This is a genomic window from Aquibacillus saliphilus (assembly GCF_020404745.1).
GTDB lineage: Bacteria > Bacillota > Bacilli > Bacillales > Amphibacillaceae > Aquibacillus > Aquibacillus saliphilus.
This window is the reverse complement of sequence record NZ_JAIZAP010000018.1, coordinates 50,844-75,755: the sequence shown is the minus strand read 5'-3', so window position 1 is coordinate 75,755 and position 24,912 is coordinate 50,844. Positions and strand designations below refer to the sequence as shown.

General features: G+C 34.4%; 22 protein-coding genes, 1 pseudogene and 1 riboswitch. Of the genes and pseudogenes, 2 read left to right on the top strand and 21 right to left on the bottom strand.

The genetic code is table 11. From position 1 onward, the window contains the following. Nucleotides 1-86: 86 nt before the first annotated feature. From LD272_RS16915 to LD272_RS16905, 3 genes are all read right to left on the bottom strand, one after another. Nucleotides 87-1,718 carry an ABC transporter substrate-binding protein gene (locus tag LD272_RS16915; protein ID WP_226037781.1) on the bottom strand — a complete coding sequence of 544 codons (1,632 nt, stop codon included), beginning with the start codon at nucleotides 1,716-1,718 and terminating at the stop codon, nucleotides 87-89. A gap of 16 nt (nucleotides 1,719-1,734) precedes the next feature. Then, nucleotides 1,735-4,077, bottom strand: a complete 2,343-nt coding sequence (locus tag LD272_RS16910) for an alpha-L-rhamnosidase-related protein (protein ID WP_226037780.1) — start codon at nucleotides 4,075-4,077, stop codon at nucleotides 1,735-1,737. A gap of 468 nt (nucleotides 4,078-4,545) precedes the next feature. Then, nucleotides 4,546-5,751 carry a substrate-binding domain-containing protein gene (locus tag LD272_RS16905; protein WP_226037779.1) on the bottom strand — a complete coding sequence of 402 codons (1,206 nt, stop codon included), beginning with the start codon at nucleotides 5,749-5,751 and terminating at the stop codon, nucleotides 4,546-4,548. Between the two features lie 239 nt (nucleotides 5,752-5,990). On the opposite strand from LD272_RS16905, the pseudogene LD272_RS16900 reads away from it, so the two are divergent. Further along, a pseudogene (locus LD272_RS16900) lies at nucleotides 5,991-6,256 on the top strand (malic enzyme-like NAD(P)-binding protein); the annotation flags it as partial. Nucleotides 6,257-6,380: 124 nt separating this feature from the next. Here LD272_RS16900 and LD272_RS16895 read toward each other — a convergent pair. The 17 genes from LD272_RS16895 to rlmN all read right to left on the bottom strand — a co-directional run bounded on the left by LD272_RS16895 (nucleotide 6,381) and on the right by rlmN (nucleotide 22,861). Further along, nucleotides 6,381-6,794: a DUF4395 domain-containing protein gene (locus LD272_RS16895; RefSeq protein WP_226037778.1), complete on the bottom strand. Its 414-nt coding sequence runs from the start codon at nucleotides 6,792-6,794 to the stop codon at nucleotides 6,381-6,383. A gap of 209 nt (nucleotides 6,795-7,003) precedes the next feature. Continuing rightward, nucleotides 7,004-7,522 carry a hypothetical protein gene (locus LD272_RS16890; RefSeq protein WP_226037777.1) on the bottom strand — a complete coding sequence of 173 codons (519 nt, stop codon included), beginning with the start codon at nucleotides 7,520-7,522 and terminating at the stop codon, nucleotides 7,004-7,006. Beyond that, nucleotides 7,519-7,995: a hypothetical protein gene (locus LD272_RS16885; RefSeq protein WP_226037776.1), complete on the bottom strand. Its 477-nt coding sequence runs from the start codon at nucleotides 7,993-7,995 to the stop codon at nucleotides 7,519-7,521. Before LD272_RS16885 ends, LD272_RS16890 begins: the two co-directional genes overlap by 4 nt. Nucleotides 7,996-8,316: 321 nt before the next feature. Beyond that, complete coding sequence (locus LD272_RS16880) at nucleotides 8,317-8,850, bottom strand: PilZ domain-containing protein (RefSeq protein WP_226037775.1); 534 nt, start codon at nucleotides 8,848-8,850, stop codon at nucleotides 8,317-8,319. A gap of 138 nt (nucleotides 8,851-8,988) precedes the next feature. Then, nucleotides 8,989-9,073, bottom strand: a riboswitch (cyclic di-GMP riboswitch). Between the two features lie 154 nt (nucleotides 9,074-9,227). Then, nucleotides 9,228-9,395 carry a hypothetical protein gene (locus tag LD272_RS16875; protein WP_226037774.1) on the bottom strand — a complete coding sequence of 56 codons (168 nt, stop codon included), beginning with the start codon at nucleotides 9,393-9,395 and terminating at the stop codon, nucleotides 9,228-9,230. Between the two features lie 64 nt (nucleotides 9,396-9,459). Continuing rightward, nucleotides 9,460-10,404 (bottom strand): carbohydrate kinase family protein, encoded by a 945-nt coding sequence (locus LD272_RS16870; RefSeq protein ID WP_226037773.1) that lies wholly within the window; start codon nucleotides 10,402-10,404, stop codon nucleotides 9,460-9,462. Between the two features lie 166 nt (nucleotides 10,405-10,570). Next, complete coding sequence (locus tag LD272_RS16865) at nucleotides 10,571-12,181, bottom strand: glycoside hydrolase family 13 protein (protein WP_439647408.1); 1,611 nt, start codon at nucleotides 12,179-12,181, stop codon at nucleotides 10,571-10,573. 114 nt (nucleotides 12,182-12,295) lie between these two features. Continuing rightward, a complete protein-coding gene (locus LD272_RS16860) occupies nucleotides 12,296-12,970 on the bottom strand; it encodes a YesL family protein (protein ID WP_226037805.1) in 675 nt (224 codons plus the stop codon). A 158-nt stretch (nucleotides 12,971-13,128) separates the two neighbouring features. Continuing rightward, nucleotides 13,129-14,097 carry a sugar phosphate isomerase/epimerase family protein gene (locus LD272_RS16855; RefSeq protein ID WP_226037771.1) on the bottom strand — a complete coding sequence of 323 codons (969 nt, stop codon included), beginning with the start codon at nucleotides 14,095-14,097 and terminating at the stop codon, nucleotides 13,129-13,131. A 15-nt stretch (nucleotides 14,098-14,112) separates the two neighbouring features. Next, entirely contained in the window at nucleotides 14,113-15,156 is a 1,044-nt protein-coding gene (locus tag LD272_RS16850) for a Gfo/Idh/MocA family protein (RefSeq protein WP_226037770.1), read from the bottom strand. Then, complete coding sequence (locus LD272_RS16845; RefSeq protein ID WP_226037769.1) at nucleotides 15,156-16,184, bottom strand: Gfo/Idh/MocA family protein; 1,029 nt, start codon at nucleotides 16,182-16,184, stop codon at nucleotides 15,156-15,158. Before LD272_RS16845 ends, LD272_RS16850 begins: the two co-directional genes overlap by 1 nt. A 35-nt stretch (nucleotides 16,185-16,219) precedes the next feature. Continuing rightward, nucleotides 16,220-16,942, bottom strand: coding sequence for a ThuA domain-containing protein (locus LD272_RS16840; protein WP_226037768.1), 723 nt, complete (start codon nucleotides 16,940-16,942; stop codon nucleotides 16,220-16,222). Between the two features lie 75 nt (nucleotides 16,943-17,017). Beyond that, entirely contained in the window at nucleotides 17,018-18,049 is a 1,032-nt protein-coding gene (locus LD272_RS16835; protein WP_226037767.1) for a LacI family DNA-binding transcriptional regulator, read from the bottom strand. 140 nt (nucleotides 18,050-18,189) lie between these two features. Then, nucleotides 18,190-19,008, bottom strand: a complete 819-nt coding sequence (locus LD272_RS16830) for a carbohydrate ABC transporter permease (RefSeq protein WP_226037766.1) — start codon at nucleotides 19,006-19,008, stop codon at nucleotides 18,190-18,192. After that, complete coding sequence (locus tag LD272_RS16825; protein ID WP_226037765.1) at nucleotides 19,008-19,868, bottom strand: carbohydrate ABC transporter permease; 861 nt, start codon at nucleotides 19,866-19,868, stop codon at nucleotides 19,008-19,010. Before LD272_RS16825 ends, LD272_RS16830 begins: the two co-directional genes overlap by 1 nt. A 116-nt stretch (nucleotides 19,869-19,984) precedes the next feature. Continuing rightward, nucleotides 19,985-21,286, bottom strand: coding sequence for an ABC transporter substrate-binding protein (locus tag LD272_RS16820; protein WP_226037764.1), 1,302 nt, complete (start codon nucleotides 21,284-21,286; stop codon nucleotides 19,985-19,987). Between the two features lie 504 nt (nucleotides 21,287-21,790). Beyond that, nucleotides 21,791-22,861, bottom strand: a complete 1,071-nt coding sequence (gene rlmN, locus LD272_RS16815; RefSeq protein ID WP_226037763.1) for a dual-specificity RNA methyltransferase RlmN — start codon at nucleotides 22,859-22,861, stop codon at nucleotides 21,791-21,793. 272 nt (nucleotides 22,862-23,133) lie between these two features. On the opposite strand from rlmN, the gene LD272_RS16810 reads away from it, so the two are divergent. Beyond that, entirely contained in the window at nucleotides 23,134-24,147 is a 1,014-nt protein-coding gene (locus LD272_RS16810; RefSeq protein WP_226037762.1) for an LLM class flavin-dependent oxidoreductase, read from the top strand. A 259-nt stretch (nucleotides 24,148-24,406) separates the two neighbouring features. Here LD272_RS16810 and LD272_RS16805 read toward each other — a convergent pair whose 3' ends face one another. After that, entirely contained in the window at nucleotides 24,407-24,754 is a 348-nt protein-coding gene (locus LD272_RS16805) for a hypothetical protein (protein WP_226037761.1), read from the bottom strand. Between the last annotated feature and the right edge of the window lie 158 nt (nucleotides 24,755-24,912).

Sequence of the window (24,912 nt, the reverse complement as noted above, 5' to 3'; positions counted from 1 at the left end):
TTATGTATAGTGTAAAACGCGGCAAATAGCTATACAGGTGATAGCATTTGCCTTCGTTTTACCTATAAATCACTATTTGTATTTAATTATTGTCGCTCTGGCGTATTTCGCTCTGGATGTTCTAAATCCTCCAAAATAATTCCTTCTTCTTCCATAGCATTGACAATGTCACGATCAATATTTGATTGAAGTTGACTTAAGTATTCTTCAGAAGTTAAACTGTCATTAAAATATTGTTGTGTTAAGTTGACCCAATCTTGAATATTTGGTTGATAATTATGCAAACCTCTTGCCAAAACGTTACTCGCATTCAATAAGTTTTCCATATTCCCTACAGATTCAAATTGACTAAAGACTTCTTCCATATCACCTGGTAAATTAATGTCATTTAATGCTGGTGGTCCAGTAATCGCCATATTGTCACTTTCTGATATCACTTCCAAATATTCACTGTATCCTTCATTGCTAGTCCAATATTGCATAAAATCAATATTTAACGCATTTTGCTCTGGATCTTTTGCAACTACCCCATAAAAACCTATTGGTAGATGAATTGTTCTTGCATCAGCTAAAGTATTCTCATTTTCAATACTCGGAAAATTATAAAATCCAAATTCAAATTCTTCTAAACTTTCACTACCCTCATCCCCACCAAAATCATTAGGAATCTGCCAGTAAAGTCCAGGATGACCAAGAGTGGCTGCTGCATTTCCATTAATAAATTCTTCATATGCCTCCTGATCTGTCATACCTGTATAACCATCAGCTGCATACCCAAATAATTGTTTTACATTTTCATAAAAATCAGTCCATCTATCACCTTCTAAGTGATATGGCTCTGACTTTTCATTGATTGCCTTCCACATTCTTAATTCATTCATTGTAACTGAAGAAGAATTGTCATTGTATGGATCTTCTAGATTGTATTCCCATTTACCATCAATCGGTTCAAAGTAAGAGAAATCTTCTTCTTGTGAACCAACTACTTTCACAGAATCTCTAAAGTATTGATCAGCATAAATCCGAATCGCCCATCCTGCTTGGCCTGACCACAATGAATTCGCATTACCACCAATTGAAAATGGTGTGTACCCTAATTCTTCAATATCTTTAAACATTACCATCATTTCCTCAAATGTTTGTGGAGGTTCATTGTACCCAGCCTCTGCAAAAATATCTTCATTATAGACCCACATAATTTGAGTAGATTCAAAATTTAATTCGTATAAGCCTTTTTCACGAGCCTTATATGCATCTAAATTCAATTGCATAGTATCGAGATTAAAACTTTCTTTCCATTTTTTTTCTGTATATGGATTTTCTTGTTCAAAGTAAGGAATATAATCCACAAATTTTTTATCTTGAATTAAATTTTGGAGCATATTGGCTGTGACAATATCTACATCTGGAGTATCACTGGTTGCGAACTGTGCTGTCATCCATTCTTGATAACCATCTAATGGTTTATTGTCAATTATAACTTCTACACCTTCATTAATTTCCATGTAACCTTCTGCCACTGCTTCCCAAGCAGATTGACTACCTTCATTAGCAGTCGATACTCGAATAGTACCTTCTAATCGTTCATCTTTACTAACAATTTCTTGCTCTATATTTTCTGATTCTTTGTCAGTCTCCTCTTGTGTTTCTTTATCTTGACAAGCAACTAGAATAAAAGCTAAGAATAAAACTACTAAAAATAACAATTTTTGTTTCATTTTTAATTCCACCCCTTTATAAATTTAGACCTATTTCCTTTCCAAAGTTGAAAACGTTATTAGTTTCACCTCCTTTAATTGACTTTTCGTGTAATTCTCCATTAATAAAAACGGAAATTTCATCATTAAATACCCCTTCCCATTCTAACTCTTCCGGAATGGTACAATGATATTCATAACAAGTTTCACTTCGTTTAAACCATGAAACTGTGATATCCCCATACTTTGTAGGTATTATTCCTTTAACATTATTTAATTCTTTAACAAACGGATTCAATATAACTTTATTTAAACCTATTTTAGAAATGTCTACCCCTAAAATATGTTGATTCAATAAATACCCTGGACTAGATCCCCAACCATGGCACTGGCTAACAGGCACGTAATCAACTAAATATGTTGGTGTATGACCTTGAAATTCATGAGGAATTGTACATGTTGGTTTATCAAGATCAAACGCTTCCCACCAAGTGGTGGCTCCTCGCTCTATCATACTCCCCCAATAAGTTTTTATTTCAGACATTGCCAATGAATGATAATTCAGAGAAAATAAGCTTTCAAGTAAAATATGGTAAAAAAATGGCCCTTTTAAATGAGGTAACTTATCTTTCACGAAATATTCTTCAACAAATCCTTCTGCCTCATCATTAGTCATAATCCCTGTCCAAATTGCAGTGAAATTAGTCTGATAAGTAATCGAATAGGATTGGTCTTCACCTACTAAACAATCCACGTAAGCGTTCTTTTTTTGGTTCCATAGATATGTCCTTATACTTGTTTTCAGCCGATCAGCTTTAGCATTCCATTTTTGCGAATGATTTTGGTGACCAAGTATTTTCGCCATGACGCTAACTATTTTTAGTGCTTTGTAATAAAACATTGAAATAGCACTCACTTGATCTCTTCTATCAATGTAATCCGCCCAATCAATAAAACACCAGATTCCGCTTTCCTTATTGATGGTAAAGAGACCTTTTTCCGTTTCATGTGCCTCAAACCATTCCATCAGTCTAGTAATCGTTGGCCATAATTCGGCCAGAAATGATTCCTCTCCAGTAAATTGATAATAATCCCAAACACCATAAATCCAGTGGGCGCAAAAGTCAGGCAATAACATATCATTTCGCTCCGGCCCTGTTCCAGGTATAGACCCATCCTCATTCTGAATACGAGCAATTTGTCTAAAACATTTTTTGAGTAAAGTTTCATCTCCAAAAACTTGATAAATAACTCTTGCCATTATGACAGCATCAACAACCCATAATGCTCTTTCTCTTAATGGAGTATCTTCAATATGATCTTGACTATTTACTTTCGTAGTATATACACTCACATCCCATATTTCATTCAGTAGTGGATCATTTGATAAGAACTGCCCTCGTTTACCAAAAGGATAATGCACAAAATCAGTAGCGACATTATTTATTATGATAGGCTCCGGCGTAGCTTGTACCACCACTTTCATATATCGGAATGCACGTCTTCCAAATGGTTTAATATGATTTTTTCCTTCTTTAAGTATAAAAGTATCGTAAACTACTACATCTAAAGACTCACCATAATATATCTGCAACACACCACCCTTAGGTGAATCCACCTCCATCTCTACATAACCAACCATTTCTCTAGCAAAATCATAGGTTAGAGACGGCAAGGCTCCTGGCTTAGAAGCATCAAATATCACACATTTTAAAAATGAACTCTTAGTCGTTACCATGCCATAATTTTCAGAAATATCTACAATGTTTTTAGGATATATATACTCATGATGAAGAAATGGTATTTCTCTTTTAATTAAATTTTTCCAAGGTGAGTCTTTCGAATCTGTTGCAGCAACCTCATGAGCTTGCGCCCAATTATAATCATCATAATCTAATAAAAGCCAATCATCTTCTTGGTTAGCTAGATAAACTTCTTTATATCCATTCCATTTATGTTGTCTACTAACATCTTGCATCCATCTTTTAGATTGACGACATTTCCAAGTTTGGTCTGTCACCAATTCATAATTACCTGTATTTAATTGTAAAACAAAACCACCTGGTCCCTGATATTGCTGTGTAACAATGTCTTCACTACCAAAATTATATACTAAAGCTGTAATAATATTTTCTTGATCTGCCAAGAGAACCTCATGGATATTGTATTCATCAAAATATTGCCAATCATTATCTGATGGAGAAGGCCCACGACCAATTTGATGGCCATTGACCCATAATATGTATTCATGATTAGCAGAAACCTGTACGATGGCATCTTCTTCAGGGGTATCCAAAATAAATGTTTTTCGAAATTCCATGTAAACGTTATCATTTCTTTCTAAAAAATCTTTCCAAATCCATTTTGCGTTCCAATTCATTTTTACATCCTCCACATCTTAAAGTATATGTTTTGATGATAAAGTATTCTTTTTCTTTTGTAAAGAGTTTTTAGGTTTTTTTATACTAATTTTCACATGCTGTTTTCAACAAGTTTTTAAGTAGTTTTACATTTAAAAATTTCAATTATAATATGCACTTACACTTTAATTTCTAATAAAACCCAGAGAATTTATTAATTAAATGGTTCCGATGTGAAGTACAAAACTGAAAATATTAAATTTTATGGCATTTAGCAGGCGAATTAGCACAGCATGTATCAGACTGACGATAGCCATTGTCAGCAATGTAGTAACTATATACTGATTTCATTGCTATTCTGGAGTCTTTCGCCTCATAAACATTGATTTAACAACAAAAAAAGAAGAACGAATTCTTTTGCGAATTCGTTCTTCTTTTTTTGTGCTCCTGAACGGAACTGTTTATTTTTTAATGTCTCTGTTTTTTTATTAAATATCTATATAATCAGAAAACATAGTTGTGCTATCTCTTAATACCAATTTAGGATAAATTTCATCTTTCAATAATTCTTTGCGGTTACTATTATTTGTAGTAGCGTATTCTTCTAATAATTCAACTGATCTTTCACCTAATTTATAAGAATTTTGATTGATAGTCGTAAGAGCAGGTGAAAAATACTTACTTAATTGGATATCATCTATACCTATTACACTTATATCTTCTGGAACCCTTAATCCTGCATCGTTTATAGCTTCAATAGCACCAAACGCTTTTAAATCACTAGTAGCTACAACTGCAGTAGGAGCTTTTTTTAAAGCGAGCAGACGTTTCATTCCTTCAAAGCCCATTTGTTCTGATTCTTGCTCTCCACTAACAATCACTACATTCTCAGAATAAAAAGGGATTTGATGATGAGATAAAGCTAATTTATATCCTTCTAATCTAAACATAAATTCTTGATTCATATCAAGCAACGAATTCCCTGTAAGAATAATACCTAAATTCTTGTGCTTTTGGGATATCAAATGTTGCGCAGCAAGATACCCACTATTTACATTATTAACTACAACATACGGTATATCTAAATGGGGGTAATAAAAATGAGATGTGATAATTGGGCGCTCTTCCTTTTTCCACTTATCTAGGACCTCTAAGCTAATGCCGACAGCTTTACCATCATTCAATATGATTAGTCCGACTCCTTTTTCATTAGGTGGCTCACCTTTACGGTGATAGTTCCACATTTCAAACTTAATATTTTTCATTTTGCAAGCATGATGAATCCCTTCTAATAAGTCAACATAAAAACGATGTGATAATAATTGAAAAGGAACATCAGTGTGTACATAATAGGCTTTTGTAATTTTGTTTTGTTCGCTTTTAAGTTGTTTTATAAATAAAGGATTTACAAATGAACCTTTCCCTCTAATTCTAGTAATGATACCATCGTTTGCTAATTCAACTAGAGCCCTTCTAGACGTTATTTCGCTTGTGTCAAACTTTTTTGCCATCTCAATTTGTGTTGGTAATGGTTGATCTAAAGGATATTTATCATCAATAATTTGCTCTTTTATCGCTTCATAAATCGTCTCATACTTTAGTACTCTGTTAATTTTTATCACCTCTATAATAAAGTACACTTTATTATAGAAAAGAGTCAATAGAGATTGGGGTAAATGATTAATGTATGACATAGTGTAGCCGCTAACATTTTAACTGAGTTTTCAGGATTTTTTCACAAACCCTAGCTCATGTGGTGTAACGAACCAGTTTTGAGACATCAAATATGAAGGCTCTCCCCAAATAATAGTAGTTGACCAAATAGACAGAAGGGGTGATGGAGTACTTACAATGACTCTTATACGACAACCTAGCTTATTTAACATCAATAACTATATCGGATAGAAACTACTCATCGTTATTTGGCGATCACTTCGGCGGGATTAATTTAGAAGATATTGCATCACCTCAATGTTTCGAAATTGAGGAGAGATTAAAAGAGGAATTGGATATTCCTGTCTTTCATGATGATCAACATGGCACTGCGATTGTAGTACTAGCAGGTATCCTTAATGCACTGAAAATTACTAAAAAAATATTGAAAACTGTAAAATTGTCGTCTGCGGAATTGGAGCAGCAGGAACTGCTATTACAAAAATGCTACTTAACGCAGGGGCTAAAAATGTTGTTGGTTTCGATATGGATGCGTTGCCAAAAAAATATAAATCGTTGTCCTAATAAAGAGCAGCTCTTCTGGCAGAAACCAGAGATCTGCTCTTTATTGTGTGAAATTCTGTTATTAAAAAAGATAATTAATTTAAATTTAAGATTGTAATTTCGCTCTATTATGTTTCCACATCATATAACGATAACGAATTGTACAACCAATACAATAACCCATTAACGCCATTCCAGCAGCAACCGCAACCATCACACTAAATAGATATCCTACTAAAATAAAATTAAAATAGAAGGCAATCATTGCTAAGCCCAAACAAACAGTAGCGATCCACTGATTAAACATTTGTTGTTCCTTATCTTCTTGAATATATTGGTTTGCCGGTTTAGATAAAAACCGTTTACTAAATAAAATAATAGGATTGTTACGTATAATCAGTGTATATACTCCAGTAATAAATGGAATCAAAAGGATGGCCTTGTGAAATAAAAGAGCCAGAATAACAAAACTGACAATAAACACTTGATTAGTCTGAACAAGCGGTTTAGGAATACTCATTGGATAAAAACTCCTCCTTCGTTAATTCCTATTATACACAGTATTTTAGTCGGAATAAAGTAATAAATACCTATATCCTAAACCAAATGCAGCTATCATTTCTATTCCCGTAAAAAAATCCAAAGACAAAAGTTTCCATCGAGACCTGTCGATTATTAGGGTTCTCAGAATTTCTGTAAACATTTTTACTAATTATAAATCTTTTACTATCAACTATGATTATTGTTAAAAATTAACGTATCACTCTGCTCATATTTTCGTTTGATAAAATTATAAAACAACAGCATGAAAGAATTCATTGTCATATAATAAGTAAATGAATAGGATAAATTCCAACCTTTATAAACAAAAACACCAAATAATGAACTAACTCCTTCAAATATAGTTGCTAAAAGAGCCCAAGCGATAATATAGAAAAGAATCAAACTACCTTTAATTTTCCATTTATCATACCCATAAATTAAAAAATAACCGAATGGAGCGTATAGTAGGTATGTAAAAAGATCAAATAGTTCATAAGTACCCATATCCATGATGTTGTATAGATCTAAATTTGGACCTGAAAACAAATGATCTGATAATCTTGCAACTGTAGCGGTAAATAACATAATAAGTAGGCTCATACTTATTGGGAATCGATTTGGTAGAAAAAACAATAAAAGATAGGAAATTATCAATGCTGTTAGCACGAATAATTCATTGTGATCAAAATGTTCAGGTAAAATCATCGATCCATCACCCCATCTTTCATCAATACTCTTCTGAAAACTACGTATGATATATATACTAAACCCAAAATTATTGCATATGCCATAAGGGATTGTACAGGGTGCCAATCCTTATAGGTAATCACACTCCACTTAACAAGTAACCATTCTAAGCTGTAAAATACAGCTATCGCAACTAGTAAGAATATGAACTTTTTCCACCACAAGGTGAATAGAGTTATCAGATTAAAATATGAAATAATAAGTAATGGTAAGATAATAATTTCAAAAATCTTAAAGTTAATAAAGAAATTCATCCTACTGTCGATCATCCATAAGTCAAAATTGATATCTATGATCGCGCAATAACTCGAAAAGACAAACTCAGAAATGAGTAATAGGAATATATTTTCTAGTGTGCTTACCTTTTTGTTTAGAACAAAAAAAGCAATCAATAAAATCACCGAAATGTTAATAATTAAAATAAGCTCCATTTTTGTCAACTCGCAATTTCCGAAATTCTTTTTTATTCTAGTTTTTTCAAAACTGACCAGCTTTATACAAAACAAAACCGCAGGGCACCTTCCGAAATAAGCAAACCGCTTATTTTCGGCTAGGCGCCGGGGCTGGATGTGGCTAACTTAGGAATTATTTATCCACAGCAGTCCATTTTATAATTTCCGACACAATAGAAAAAGCAGTACTTCCAGTCTTTTCCGGAATAATACTGCTTAAAGACACTATCAACTATTTTCACATTACTAAGGTGGTTCTTAGCACCGTAGTGAAAGAATTTCATTATGGACTCTGTAAAATTAACTGATTTGCTTATTCTTATCAATCATTACTTTATTTAAAGATGCTAATAATTGTTCTTGTTCTTCTTGAGAAATATTTTTAAATCCAACACCATAAGAAACCCAATCCTTATGATTATGCTCTTCTTTTCTAACAATTTCACCTTGTATGCAGAAATCTTCTTGTTTTAACTCAAATGTCATTTGGACAGTAATGCTTTGTTTCACAGGTAAATTATAAGGACAAGTTATCTTCATTCCACCTAGACTGATATTCTCGATAAATGCGTCAAATTTCTTGTTTTGTAGTTTTCTAAGTTGCGTATTTTCAAAATCAATAAACTCCACTAGACAATTTTTTTCAATCAATTCAACACGGAAAAACTCTCTCTTGTCCAACTCCATGAAATTAGGTAGAGTGTTTTTTGTTGTATCCGTTTTTTTGTGAGATGTTATACTATTTTGACTTTTCGCGCTAGACTTTTTACTAAAGAGATATAAAGTCAACAATACTATCATGATGATTAACTGAGCAAAAATAACGTAATACATACCTACCACCTCTTTCAGATTTATATTCCCTACGACCATTACCATTTTGTTTTGCAGATGACTCTGCAATTTAAGCTAAATCAACCAAAAAAGATGAACCTAAAGAAATAGGTTCACCTTTTTATCGGTTCCGTTTCCTTCGGTGACTCGGCTACCTTAGTACTAATACTTTAGGCCCGTGGCTTTGCGTCCTTATCTTTCGATAAGTTTGCCTTTTCGAAAAAACTATTAATTTTAATTTCATTATAACAAAAAGGGCATAAAAGACTAGTCATTTAAAACAATTATTTTATTTAGAACGTACTTTTATACTATTTAAAAAACGAATCAATCTATCTAAGAGTGGTTAATAACGGTTTGTTCACTCTTTTCTTTAATTAAGAATGATCATCAAGTTTTTCATGCAGTTTCTTTATCGAAACCATTAGTTGGTTATTCTCCATCAATTGCTGCTCAAGCATATTATCTAACTTTTTAACCTTGAAAAATAAGAAAAACAAAATACCAAATTGGATAACTGTTAAAAAAATAGTTAAAATAAACATATTCCGCCGCCAATCTAAAGTTCTTTTAGAATTACAAAATTATTCATAATTGCTCACTAAAGACTTAATTAACCTCATTTAATGTTGGTAATGCAGTTAACGAACCTATTTTCGTACAAACTGCGGCTCCTACTTTATTAGCAAACTCAACAACCTCTTTTAAGTAAGTAAAATCGTTTGGATTAATCTCTATTTCATTAGCAAACTTATACAGTACCGCACCTATAAATGCATCTCCTGCTCCAGTTGCATCAACAGCGTCTACTTTAAAACTAGGGATAAGCTCTTCGTGTTCTCCATTTGAAATAATTGAACCTTCTTTTCCCATCGTTACCGTAACTATTTTTGCTCCTAGACGATGAAGTTGGTCAATCCCCTCAGAAACTACTTGTTTATTGGTGATAAGTTCCAATTCTTCATGACTAACCTTAACAAAGTTAGCCTTTGATATAGCTTGCTTTGATAAGCGAATAAACTCACTTTCATTTCCTTTCCATAAATCTTGTCTAAAATTCGGATCAAATGAAACAAAGATTCCTGCTTGATTGGCTCGCTCGATTAATTCAAAATAAGTTCTTTGCGACTCACCTTCAAGGAGAGCTGTAGCCGAACCAAAATGTAATAGTTTTGAGTTTAATATTTTATCTAAAGATAAGTCAGATAGCTCTAAATTTTTGTCCGCTCCACGATTAAATTGAAAATCACGTTCACCATCAGCCGTTAAAGATACAAATGCAATCGTAGTTGGAAGTACTTCATCTCTACTTACCATTGTAGTATCAACATTATATCTGTCTAACGTTTCCACCAAAAAGTCGCCAAATGAGTCTTCTCCTACTTTACCAGCAAATGATGCCGTACCTCCCAACTTCGAAATTGTCGCCGCGACATTTGCAGGTGCACCACCTGCCATTTTTTTGAAGCTTTCTCCATCTTTCAATGCAACATCTACATTCGTACAAAACATATCAATTAATAATTCTCCAACACAACATACATTTGACTGCATAAATAAGTCCTCCTCGATTTTAAAATGATGTCTATTCGTTTTTGATAACCTATTTACCTATAGTTATTATACAATATTTTTACTGTTCTAAAAAAGAAAGTTAGTAGAATGAATAATCATACTACTAACTTCCTTTTTATCCTTTGCTTTAAAGCATTTCAACTTTTTAGCTCCATTTATAGACTCTTGCTTCATATGGTTTTAGCGTGAACTTAGAGATCCCCTCTTTTGAATCAACCGAATAATTACTAATACATAATTCAGCGGTCTTGTTTTGGAAATTTTCCGGTAGAATAAATTCAGCTTGATGATCAAAAAGGTTGGTAATCACTAACGCTACTTCATCACCTAAGGTTCTTGTATAAGCATAGACGTTTGCATCATCTTCAAGCACTAAATCATAGCTTCCATATACAAGTACATCCTGGTCTTTTCTTAGTTCAATCAATTGCTTATAGTAATGATAGATAGACTCAGAATCTTGTATTGATTGCTCTACATTTATTTCGCTATAATTAGGATTTACTTTTAACCAAGGCTTTCCAGTAGTGAATCCTGCATTTTCTTTTTGGTTCCACTGCATCGGCGTTCTAGAATTATCACGACCATTTTTCCAAATCATTTTCATGACCTCTTTGTGCGACTTACCATCTGCTATTTCATTACGATATAAATTTTTTATTGCGACATCATTATAATCGTCAATTGACTCAAATTTAACGTTTGTCATACCAATTTCTTGTCCTTGATATATAAATGGTGTTCCTTGCATTAAAAAGTACATCGTTGCAAGACATTTTGCAGACTTATTTCTTAATTCCAGATCGTTCCCCCAAGTGGAAACAGAACGAGGCTGATCATGGTTCTCTAAGAACAAAGCGTTCCAACCGATACCGTCTAGCCCCTTTTGCCATTTGGTTAATGTTTTCTTTAGTGCGTGGATGTCGAGACCTCCAGTTACACTTTTACCCCAAAGACTTAGGTGTTCAAATTGGAAAATCATATTAAATTTACCGTTTTCTTTACCAACCCACTGATCAGCTTGCTCCACCTTCACTCCATTGGCTTCACCAACTGTCATGATATCGTACTTATCGAACGTTTCTTGCTTTAATTCTTCAAGGAAAACCTGAATGCCTTCTCGATTCATATGACCATCCATTGATGGTACATACTTCTTTTTATTAGGATTTGGCATGTCAGGAAAGCCTGGTACTTTTTTAATATGAGATATAGCATCGATGCGGAATCCGTCAATACCTTTATCCAACCACCAATTAACCATATTATATAAATCTTTTCTAACGTCTTTATTTTCCCAATTTAAGTCTGGCTGTTTACGAGAAAAAACGTGCATGAAGTATTCTTTTGTTGTTTTATCAAACTCCCAAGCAGAACCACCAAAAATCGACTCCCAATTATTTGGTTCTTTTCCATCTTTTCCTGGATGCCAAATATAGTAGTCTCGGTAAGGATTATCTTTAGAAGAACGTGACTCAACAAACCAAGGATGCTCATCAGATGTGTGATTAATTACTAAATCCATGATTAGTTTCATACCACGATGATGAACTTCCTTCAAGAGCTGATCGAAATCAGCCATCGTTCCAAATTCATCCATAATCCCTTGATAATCACTAATGTCATAACCATTATCATCGTTCGGTGAACTATAAATCGGACAAATCCATATCACATCTATCCCTAAACCTTGTAAATGATCAAGCTTTGAGATAATCCCATTAATATCACCAATTCCATCTCCATTTGAATCCATAAAACTTCGCGGATATATTTGATAAGCTACTGCTTCTTTCCACCATACCTTCACTTTGCAACCTCCTTTTTACATTAAATTTATCTTACTTTATAATTAATCATATTTTCATATCTAACTACTGGTTAACTTTAGATATAGTCTGTGAAAAGCCGAATAAGATAGAAAAACAATCAGTGACCCTGAGAAAAAGGCTATTAAAAACAAAGGCCCCTTTAGACTAATATATAAAATCATTCCACTACTAATGAAAACTGCAAAAAACAAAGTAGGACTACCAATGGTAATTAAAAATGTATTTTTTAATACTTTTCGCAGTTTTATATCATAGTGAACAAGTACAGAAAAGAAATTAATTGAGTAAACATATAGAACAACACCTAACAGAATAAATGTGAACATAAAAATGACACTAATTTCTTTCAGGTAATAGTAATCCACCACCCAAATAACCCACATGCTGGTCAAGAATAATCCACCAAGTAAACTTTTTTTGTAATTTTCCCTATAATAATTCCAAAAGGTTTTAACGAGTGACTTTCCCTCTTTTTTTAGCAGCCAATCTCTAACAGAAGCAAACAATGCTGATGTCGATGGAAAAAATAAAAGTGGCGCTAACAAAAGGAGAGGGATTGATAAAATAATTTTTTCTCCCGACTCCTCTGCAAAAAACATACTGGATACTATAAAAACGATAGGTAGATTAAAGAGTATCCAAAGCAAATTAACTACTGAAAACCTCATAATCCACTCACTTACTTTATAAAAACCACCCATCATACCATTCATCACTACTCCTTAACGCTTAAACATAATAATACACCTATCCAGTTCAAGTACAACCTTAGATTTAATCTTCTAATTATGTAGGAATCCCCCCTTCAAGTAACCTTGCACACTCACTTTGAAGTAAGCTACTTAAAGAGGGGAAGCTGTAAACTACTAATTCAAGCCCACCACATATCTGTTGGGGTTTCTAGTATATTAACGTCTTTTAAATTTTTAACAGCTTTGCTAAATCCTTCGTCGATTGACATGATAGGATCTTCATGTTCAATACTAATAACATAATCATATCCGTAAGTTCTTAGTGCGCTCACAATGTTTGACCATTCTTTAATACTATGTCCATATCCTACAGAACGGAAACTCCAGGCTCTTGTTTGAACATCAGAATAAGGTTGCATGTCAGTTAAACCATACATGTTGACATTTTCTTGATCGATGTAAGTATCTTTAGCATGAAAATGATGAATCGCATTTTCTTTACCAAGTATTTTTATTGCAGCCACTGGATCAATCCCCTGCCACCACAAGTGGCTCGGATCTAAGTTTGCACCAATTGCGTCATTGGTGGATTCTCTTAATTTTAACATTGTGTACGGGGTATGGACTAGAAAACCTGCATGAAGTTCAAGTCCAATTTTCACATTATGGTCTGCAGCTAATTGCCCTTGTTCTTTCCAATAAGGAATCAACTTTTCTTCCCATTGCCATTTTAAGACATCACCATATTCATTTGGCCATGGCGTTACTGGCCAATTCGGGTATTTAGCATTCTCACTATCTCCAGGAGTTCCAGAAAAAGTATTAACTACCGGTACATTCATTAACGATGCTAGTTTCACTGTTTTAACGAATGTACTATGAGATTCCTCAGCAAACTTCTTATCAGGAGAAATTGGATTTCCATGACAGCTAAATGCACTAATCGTTAAGCCCCGTGATGTTATTTTTTGTAAATATTCTTGACGTTTTTCTTCACTTTCTAACAGAATATCTAAATCACAATGCGCATTTCCAGGATATCCACCAGTACCAATTTCCACTGCATGTAACCCGGAATCTTTGACATGATCAAGCATTTCTTCAAATGATTTTTCTGAAAATAAAACAGTAAAAACACCTAGTTTCAACGGGTCTCCTCCATCCTATTGTTTAAATTCGATTTTTCGTCCAGACTGACTACTTTGGTAAATTGCCTCAATAATTTTAGTAATCTTTAACGCCTCTTCTGGTTGTACAACCAATTCAGCTTCACCAAGACAAGCATCAATAAAGTTATTCGCTTGTGGTATTCCAGGGTTATCCTCACCAATAATCGATTGCGCCTCCGTAGTAGCTAACATTCCGTTTTTAGCTTGGTAAAGTTCTAATGGAAATACATTGATTCCTCCGTCTACCCCAGAAATGCTTACATGTTCTTTATCTTCTTTAATATTCGCTGCCCAAGAGCATTCGAACAATAAAGAGCCTCCGTCAGCAAAAGTAATATAGCTTGTTACATGGTCATCAACATCGAATGTTTTGTGATTAAATGATCCCCATTCGTTCACCTGGTTAGGAACTTTGCTCAAGCGATTATACGTTCTCCCTACGACCTCACTAGGCTCAGGATTACCAAGTAACCACAGCGACAAGTCTAGAAGATGGCAACCGTAGTCTATTAAGCTACCTCCACCTTGTAACTCTTTGTTAGTAAAAACTCCCCAACCAGGCACCTTACGACGTCTTAGTCCTTGCACCCGTGTTACTAACGGAACGCCTACCTCGCCTTCCAATATCGCTTGCTTTGCTGCTTTCGGTTGTTTCATATGACGATAGTGATAGGCAATCGCTAACACTTTATTTGCTCTCTTTGAAGCTGCCAGCATCGCCTCACATTCTTCAACCGAGATTGCCATCGGCTTCTCGCATAAAACATGAACACCAGCCTCAAATGCAGCTATTGCAATTTCAGCATGAAACTTATTTGGCGTGCAAATAGTTACAGCGTCAACTTCTTTAAACATATCTTTGTAATCTGTGAACACATGTGGAATGTTGTTATTTTCTGCAACCTCTATTGCTCTGCTTTGATTGACATCACTTACAGCAACTAAAGTCACACGCTCTTTCAGCTCAAAAAAGACAGGTATATGTCTTTTTTGAGCTATTCCTCCGACTCCAATAATTCCCATTTTAAGTTCGCTCATTATAGCACCTTTGTAATTTGTTTTGATTCACTTGATTCAATTGCTGCTAAAATTACTTCTAGAGATTTCTTGCCCTCTTCTCCAGTAATTAATGGTTCCTTATCGTTTAAAATGCAGCTTACAAAGTTATCAATTACTTGAGTATTCGTTTGGCCGTCTTCATCATTTGATTGAATTTTTCCTAATTGATATTTCACTACTTCACCATTTGTGTATTGCGCAATTAACGAGTGGTCTGGATCATCTTCTAATCGAAGCGTCGCTTTTTCTCCATAAATAATCGTAGAATTATCTTCTTTCGCGTTATATGCCCAACTAGCAGTTAATGTACCAATCGTACCACTTCCAGTTTTTAACACACAAACAGCATTATCATCGACATCAGTTTTCTCTTTCGCATTTGTTTCAATAAACCCTACTACTTCAGTAAACTCTTCACCTAATAAATGGCGTAGTAAATCGGCCTTATGAACACCTAAGTCACCCATCGCCCCTATAAATGCTTGATCCTTCTTAAAGAACCAGCTATCAGCTCCATCAGCACTCCAACCTTCTGGTCCACCATGACCAAACGTTGTACGGAAGCTATAGATTTTTCCTATTTCACCATTTTCGATTAATTGTTTCGCCTTAACATGAGAAGGAACAAAACGTTGATTATGGGCTATCATTAGTTTTTTATTGTTAGCCTTGGCAGTGTCAATCATGTTTTCAGCTTCTTCTCTAGATGTCGCCATTGGTTTTTCACAAAGAACATGACTGCCTCCAATTAACGCTGCAATACTAACTGGCGCATGGAGGTTGTTAGGAAGACAAACACTAACTGCATCTACTTGTTCTTCTTTTAATAGTTGTTGATAATCGATATAAGCCCTTGCATCATATTTTTTTGCTGCTTCTTGCACTCTTTCTTCAACAATATCGCAGACGGCGACAATATCTACTGTCTGATTGTTGTGATATTCCAATAAGTGACGGTTTTTTGCAATACTACCGCAACCAATTACTGCTACTCGCAGTTTTCCCATACAAATCCTCTCCCTCAAATTAATAATTGCATGCCTTACTTTTTCTCAGGAATTTCTTCAATAGGTTTCGCGTTCCCGTAAACTGGTGTAGGTGTATTATTATTATTAACCCATTTGACACCATTTTTAATAACTGTTTGCACTTCTTTGTTATAGTAAGTAGGGTATGTTTCATGTCCTGGGCGAAAATAAAATACTTTTCCTTTTCCACGTTGGTATGTAGAGCCACTACGGAAAACTTCCCCACCTTCAAACCAACTTACAAATATTAATTGATCAGGAGTCGGAATATCGAAATGTTCGCCATACATTTCTTCTTTTTCTAATTCAATATATTCTCCAATACCTTCAGTAATAGGATGACTTGGGTCGACAACCCATAGACGTTCTTTTTCATCTGCTTCGCGCCATTTCAAATCACAAGTCGTTCCCATTAATTTTTTGAAAATTTTAGAGAAATGACCGGAATGTAATACTACTAGACCCATTCCTTCTAGTACTCTTTTATGAACTTTTTCTACTACTTCTTCTTTTACTTCCTCATGTGCTTTATGCCCCCACCATACAAGGACATCTGTTTCACTAAGTACTTTATCAGTTAAGCCATGTTCAGGTTCATCAAGCGTTGCGGTTTCAACAAAAATATTATCCTCCCGCAAAAAGTCTGCAATTGCACCATGTATTCCTTTAGGATATATATCTGAAACTACAGGATTTGTTTTTTCATGACGGTTTTCATTCCATACAACTACGTTCATTATTTTTCCTCCTCATATTCATCTTAGATAATGCAAATACAGGAAATCGTTTGCACTTATTACGAAAAAAATTGTCTACTCTTTTTGTTCAAACAGTTTACATGATTCTCTTTCCTCGATAACGGTCGGTATAATGATACTCTTTTTAAACTTTGTCGGTTCTTTTATTTCTTCGATAAGACATCTAGCTGCTTCATACCCCAGTTGGTAGATTTGCACATCCACTGATGTCAATGAAGGACTTGTTATCCTTGAAATCATAGAATTATTAAAACTTATGACACTTACATCATCAGGTACCTTTTTATTATTTGCACTTAAAGCTTCTATGACAATTAACGCATTTAAATCATCAGTAATCACGATGGCCGTTGGATGCTCTATTTCACTCATTAATTCGGTCACAATATTTTTTCCATGTTCGGGATTAAACTTTATGCTTTTTATATACTCATCAGGAACATCCAAATTATTTACGCCCATTGCTTGGTAAAAACCTTCTAATCGAGCTTTAGCTACTTCAAATTCAGAGTCATTCCCAATAAACGCAATCTTTTCATGTCCTAGTCGTATTAGATATTCTGTTGCCTCTTTGGATGCATGGACGTTATCATTATCGACAAACATAATCTTGTTTGATCCAACTAAAGGTTTTCCAATGACAACAAATGGAATTCCGTTATCATTTAAATATGGTACAACTTTATCATCTTCTTTTGAATACAATACAATCATGCCATCGACTCTTTTGCCTTGCACTTTCTGCACAGCATCTTGAAAAACAGCTTCTTCTGACTCACCTGTTATTAAACTGATACTGTAATCTTGTTTGCGACATAAGGCACTTATTCCCCCAATCACCTCAGGGACGAAAGAAGAATGTAACGATACACTAGTAGAATTCTTCATTACAATACCAATAGTTTTGGTCGATTGTTGAACAAGAACACGAGCATTAATATTTGCGTGATAACCCATTTCTTCCATGATTTTTCTAACTTTACGCTTAGTTCTTTCACTAATTTTCGGGCTATCAGATATCACTCGTGAAACAGTAGAAGGAGCTACATTTGCTTGTTTTGCAACGTCTTTGATTGTTATCGACATTTAGTACACCTGCTTTAGTTTAATCTCTTTAATTATGAAACCGAATGCATTCCGTTTATAAAAACAGTATAACTTAAGATAAGCTTAAGTTATATAGTTGAAATTTAAAATATGTCGTCTCAATGTTTCAACTTAGTTTATTACTTCACAGCACCTTCAGCTACTCCTTCAATAATTTGCTTCTGTGCAAAGAAATAACCGATAACTACTGGAATAATTGCAATTGTTAATCCAGCGAGTGCTAAATGCCACTGCTTCGTATATTGACCAAAGAAATAAAACATTTTTAATGGAATCGTTGCATTCGCCTCTCCTAATACTAAAGATGGTAATAAGTAATCGTTCCATATCCAAATCGTATTTAAGATTGCAACTGTCACCGAAATTGGTTTTAATAACGGAAGAATAATGTACCAGAATGTTTGGAACTTATTAGCACCATCTATAATTGCTGCTTCATCCAAACTTACTGAGACACCGGTCATCGCTCCATGGTATAGGAAAATGGATAAGCTGCTGCCAAATCCTAAGTACATAAAAATTAACCCTACCTGGTTAAGCATATCAACTTGTCCGAACAATGAAACAAGTGGAATCATAACCGATTGAAACGGAATTAACATCGCTGAAACGAACATTAATAGGAGAAGACCACTTAATTTACTTTTATTTCGCGCTAATGCATAACCCGCCATTGAAGAAAAGAAAATTAATATCCCGACACTTACTCCTGTAACCAACAAAGAATTAAAAAGTGACTGTAAAAAATCCAAATCGATAAAGGCTTGCACAAAGTTTGTTGAAGTGAATTCATCAGGTACACCAAGAACTCCTTCGAAAATTTCCCTTTTTGTTTTAAAAGCATTAACAATCATTAAATAAAACGGTGAAATCCACAACAAGGCGAGTAAAAGGCCTACAATTTCGATGATTATTAAATTTCGTTTGCCCTTTTTCATTACATGTCGACCTCCCGTTTTTTATTGTAATAAACTTGTGTAATTGCAATAATTGAAACAATTAAGAAGAAAATAACACCTTTTGCTTGGGCAAAAGCCATCTCGTTTTCGCTAAAAGCTGTTTTCACAATTTCCATTGCCACCATCTGCGTGGAATTATATGGTCCACCACCTGTCAAAGAAAGGTTTTGGTCATAAATCTTAAATGAATTCGATAGTGTTAGAAACATACTAATCGTAAAAGCAGGTGCAACAAGTGGAAACGTTATATGACGGAACCGTTGCCAACTACTTGCCCCATCAATTTCTGCTGCTTCAATTAATTCATTAGGAATATTTTGCAAATACGCAATGTAGATAATCATGATGTAACCAGCCATTTGCCAGCACGTTAAGATAATTAACCCCCAAAAACCAGTGTTTGTTGTAGATAACCAACCACTTAGTGCTTCAATTCCTAGTGCTTGACCGATATCATCAAACACACTAATGAAAATAAATTGCCATATAAAACCTAAGATTAGACCACCAATTAAGTTTGGCATAAAAAAGACGGTTCTTAAGAAGTTACTTGATTTAAGTTTTCTTGTTACTAACAGTGCCAACGCTAAGCCTAAAAAGTTAAGTAATATGATCGCTACAACGGAAAAAAGTACCGTGAAGCCCATGGCTGCTCTAAATTCAGCATCTTTAAATAAATTTATATAATTTTCAAAACCTAAAAAATTATTTGCTGTAATACCATTCCAGTCAGTAAAAGAAAATATCAAACCATATACAAATGGCAAAACAACTACTAGTCCAAGTCCTAAAAGAACAGGTGTTAGAAATAACCAGAAAGACAGTTTCCGGTTGTTCATGTAAATCCCCTCCGATGTTATAAACAAATAGACACTGAATCTCTGAGATGTTACAACTAACAAAACAAATATCAGTTTATTTTGTTTTGTTAGTTGTATTAGTTTTCAGTAATGAATTATTGTCTTGAATTTTCCCACTCTGTTATTGCTTGAGTTTCCAATTCCTCCCAAGCGAGATCTCCACTTAAATACTTTTGCATTCTAACTGCTAGTTTTTCTTCATTCCAAGCTAATGGGGTACCCATAAATACCCATCCTAACGTATTACCTTCTGAAGCATACTCATAAATTTCCTGCGAGAGAGGGTCAGCAATTTTCGTTGTGTCAAATCCTTCATAAGCTGGAATGAATTTAAATTCGTTTAATACAAATTCTTTACCAGTATCAGAAGTGTACATCCAATCTAAGAAATCTTTAGATGCTTGAATAACTTCATCACTACTATTATTGTTAACTACCCAGTTATTCGGAACACCAACAGGGATTTTCCCTTCAAAGCCTTCTACCGGAATTGGTAATATACCGATGTTATTTTCTGCTAATTCAGGATCCATTTCATGAACTGTGTTATATATCCAGTTACCTTGTTGAATCATCGCTACATTTTCTAAAGAAAATAACTCTTCAACTTGTTGCGAATAATCTAAACTAACTGTAGGCTGAACTGAGTATTCATTTTGCAAGTCAAGGAATCTTTTCATTTCATCGCCTTTTTCAAAAGTAACTGTATCTGATTTGTAAGCTTCCATTAAATCTTGATTAAACTCCGGAGCTAAGAAAGCGTTAGCTAAGTGGTTACCAAGAATCCATGTTTCTTTAGCACCAAGTGCAAAAACAGCTTCAATACCTAAATCTTCTTTTTGACTATCTAACGTTTCTACAGCATTTACTAGGTCCTCATGTGTTAAGATTTCATCAGGGTTAATCCCCGCTTCTTCGAATATTCGTTTATTATAAATTAATCCGTACCCTTCTTGGTTAAATGGCAAGCCTAAAATTTCATCACCATCTGTTACACCACTAAGTGTACCTTCTAACGCAGCCTCTGCAGCCTTTGTATCTGATAAATCAGCTAAACTGTCTCGATAATCCTCAACTTCAGAGGGTCCACCTACATTAAAAATATCAGGCTCGTCACCAGAAGAAAATGATGTTTTTAATGTTGCAGCATAATCATTTCCTCCGCCAACAGTCTTAACATTTATATTCACTCCAGGATTTTCTTCCTCATACAACTCCACTAAGCTTTCAAATTGATCCTTAAACTCCACCTTAAACTGAAATATATCTACCGTTAATTCATCCTCTGATGTAGCATTAGTTCCGCCTTCTTCTTCAGACGATCCACACCCCGCTAGTAGAATACTTGTTACAGCCAACGCAGAAGCTACTTTCGCAAAATACTTTTGACCTTTCATCTAATCTCCCCATTCCTATTTTTATTTCAATCAATGAATTCGTTTGCACTTCAATAAAAAAATAAAGAAACGCTTACATTCCATTGATTAAATAAGTGACTATAAAAGGATGAATCCTTTTATAGTCACAATCACACAAATTAGTGAATACGTTTGCATAAACTTATACTAACATAGCCAATTAAAATGAACAACACTTTTTTTGAAACTTGTATATACATTATCAAGAAAAACACAAGACAAAACCCTTGTGTTTATTTTCACTAGGTTTTAGAAATTAATCAAATAAGTTCTGTCAAATAATTAATTTGAAAACAACTCAAAAAAATTAAATTATAAACGTCAAAAAATTTTTTATACAAAAACCATAAAAGATACTCCGGTTGCCACAATTGTTCCTCGCCCTCTACATATAATTCAACATACCAAAAAAACTCCCGAATTCGCGAGTTTTTTGGTATGTTGAATTTTCACAAGTAAGTCTCTCTTGCTAATTTCTTTTTATTATGAGCGAGCTTTTTCTTTCTTAATTTGCTTACTTCTGAGCTGTCCACATGCTGCATCGATGTCAGATCCTTGTTCAACGCGGACACCACAATTAATTCCCTGATCCATCAATGTTTCATAAAATTCTAAAATAGCTTGTTTCGTGCTTCTTTGGTATTGGTTATGCTCATCAACCGGATTATAAGGAATTAAATTCACATAGGATAAGTGTCGTTTACTCCTGAGTAATTTGGCAAGTTCAATTGCTTCTTCCTTATGGTCGTTAACATCTCGAAGCAAAATATACTCAAATGTAATACGTCGGTTGGTTTTTTCTAGATAATAATCGATTGCTGGCATTAACTTTTCTAACGGAAATGCTTTGTTAATCTTCATAATCCGAGTTCGAAGTTCGTTATTTGGTGCGTGTAATGATACAGCTAAGTTAATTTGAATATCCTCGTCAGCAAAATCATATATTTTATGCGCTAGACCACTTGTCGATACAGTTATATGTCTTGCACCAATCGATAGTCCTTGTTGATCATTAACAACGCGGAAGAAGTCCATCATGTTGTCATAATTATCAAATGGTTCGCCAATCCCCATCACAACGATGTGGCTTACTCTTTCTTCTTTACCAACTTGGTCTAAATGGTGTTGAACATTCATAATCTGCTCGACGATTTCTCCACCAGATAGATCACGATTTTTTGTTAACAATCCACTTGCACAAAATGTACAACCAATGTTACAACCAACCTGTGTGGTAACACAAACAGATAAACCATAATTAAATCGCATTAACACCGTCTCAATTAGATTTCCATCTTGTAATTTAAACAGAAATTTAATTGTCCCATCCTTTGATTCTTGCTTTATCTCTGGGGTTAACGATTGTATATAAAAGTTATCTTCTAATAATTCAATACTTTCTTTATTAAGATTCTTCATCTGTGAAAAATCTGTTACTCGTTTCTTATACAACCAATCCCACACCTGTGCTACACGAAACTTTTTCTGACCTTTATCCGTGAACCAAGCTGTTAATTGATCAAATGTCATTCCATAGATGGATTTCTTTTCCATTTGTAACCCTCTTTTCAATTCTCGCCCTTAAAATTTCTACTTATCTATACTACCTACATTATGTCAATGTAGCAACCCGTTTAACATGAAAAAAATAATTTATTTGTTATTAGTTTCTACTACCTAGTTACTTTTATAAGTATTTTTTCTCATTATGTTCAGGGGATAAGTTTTGTTTCTAGGCAACATAACTATTTAAAGCGTATGACTTTACAACCATTTCAGAACAAGCGTATCATTTCTTATCAATAAGAGTAAAAGGAGACTAATGAATGACTTCGACCAACAACCTTTTTAATAATATTCCATTATCAGTTTTAGATCTTGCTCCTATAAATGAAGGAAGCAATGCTGGACAATCCTTTAAAAATAGTGTGGAATTAGCACAACATGTAGAAAGACTGGGATTTTACCGATACTGGATTGCTGAACATCACAACATTCCCGGAATTGCTAGTTCTGCTACATCAGTAGTCATCGGTCATATTGCTGGCGCTACAAATAGGATTCGCGTTGGCTCTGGCGGGGTTATGCTACCTAATCATGCACCACTTGTTATTGCCGAACAATTCGGCACTCTTGAATCAATGTATCCTGACCGAATTGATTTAGGTCTTGGACGCGCACCTGGAAGCGATCAAGCAACAGCTTATGCACTTCGTAGAACATTAAACAGTAGTGCGGAAGAATTTCCCGAGCAACTAAGTGAGCTTCAAAATTACTTCAGTGGTAATTCAACCGCTCGAGTTCGTGCATATCCAGGTGACGGACTAGCTCTCCCTATTTGGCTGTTAGGCTCAAGTGGGTTCAGCGCTCGACTAGCAGCACAAAAAGGATTGCCTTTTTCCTTTGCAAGTCACTTTTCACCTGATTATACATTACCAGCTTTGAAGATTTATTATGATAATTTTCAACCGTCTAAAATCCTAAAAGAACCTTATGCAATGGTAGCAGTAAACATTATCGCTGCAGATACAGATGAAAGGGCACAATGGTTAGCAACTTCACAACAGCAGCAGTTCCTTAGTTTAACAAGAGGTCAACCAACACAATTAAAACCACCTATTGATAACATTAACGATGTTTGGTCTGTCCATGAACGTGCAGCTGTTGAAAAGACGATTAAATCCAACGCAACAATTGTTGGAAATAAAGAGACAGTAAAACAAAAGCTGGAAAGTTTCTTAAACGAAACAAAAGCAGATGAGATTATAATTAATTCACAAATTTTCTATCAAGAAGACCGACTTCGTTCGTACCAAATTGTTTCAGAACTTATGGACTAATAAGAAACGCTAAAGTCGTGCCTTGGTCACCCTAGGGCAATAAGTCGAGCCTCTATGTGGTGCTTTTTCACGCAAAGAGGATTGACTAAAGTCGACCTCAGGCGGGGCATTCGAAATAAGCAAACCGCTTATTTACGGGTAGGCGCTGGAGCTAGACATCGAAGCGCAAAATTTTATACTTTCTTACACTAATTAAAAGGGCAACAATCTCAAGATTGTCGCCCTTTTAATTAAACTAGTACATCCTATTGTTGATCGATTATCTATACTTAAGGATTCGAACTATTTCCTTTAATTTTATCAAATGGTAATTCACTTTTTCTTTATTGGCATATAACAATACAACAAGTGCAACCTCACTAACAAAAAGTAAAAGCAAACTAAAAAGAAGACCGTCAAAAAATAGCGATTTACTGATGCCTACAGAATATAAAAACCAAACAAAAATTGCTAACACAGCTTGGAGTAAGTTAATCATCGTTGCCACTACAATATTAGATTCAAATAGGCCTGTTTCGTTGATCATATAATGAGCTGAGAAATAACTAACAAAAAAGGCAAAAATCATATAAAAAATAAATACGACAATAACAGCTTCAGCACTCAACAAAACTCCCCCTAACCTAATCATCCATATTGAACTATAAATAACTAACTAGTTTTTTGGACTATTTTAAAATACCTTTTCTGGTAAAACTTAATAGATTTTAAAAATATACTCTCTAGTTAACTATATGCAGTAAGTATTTGTATTAGCACATTATC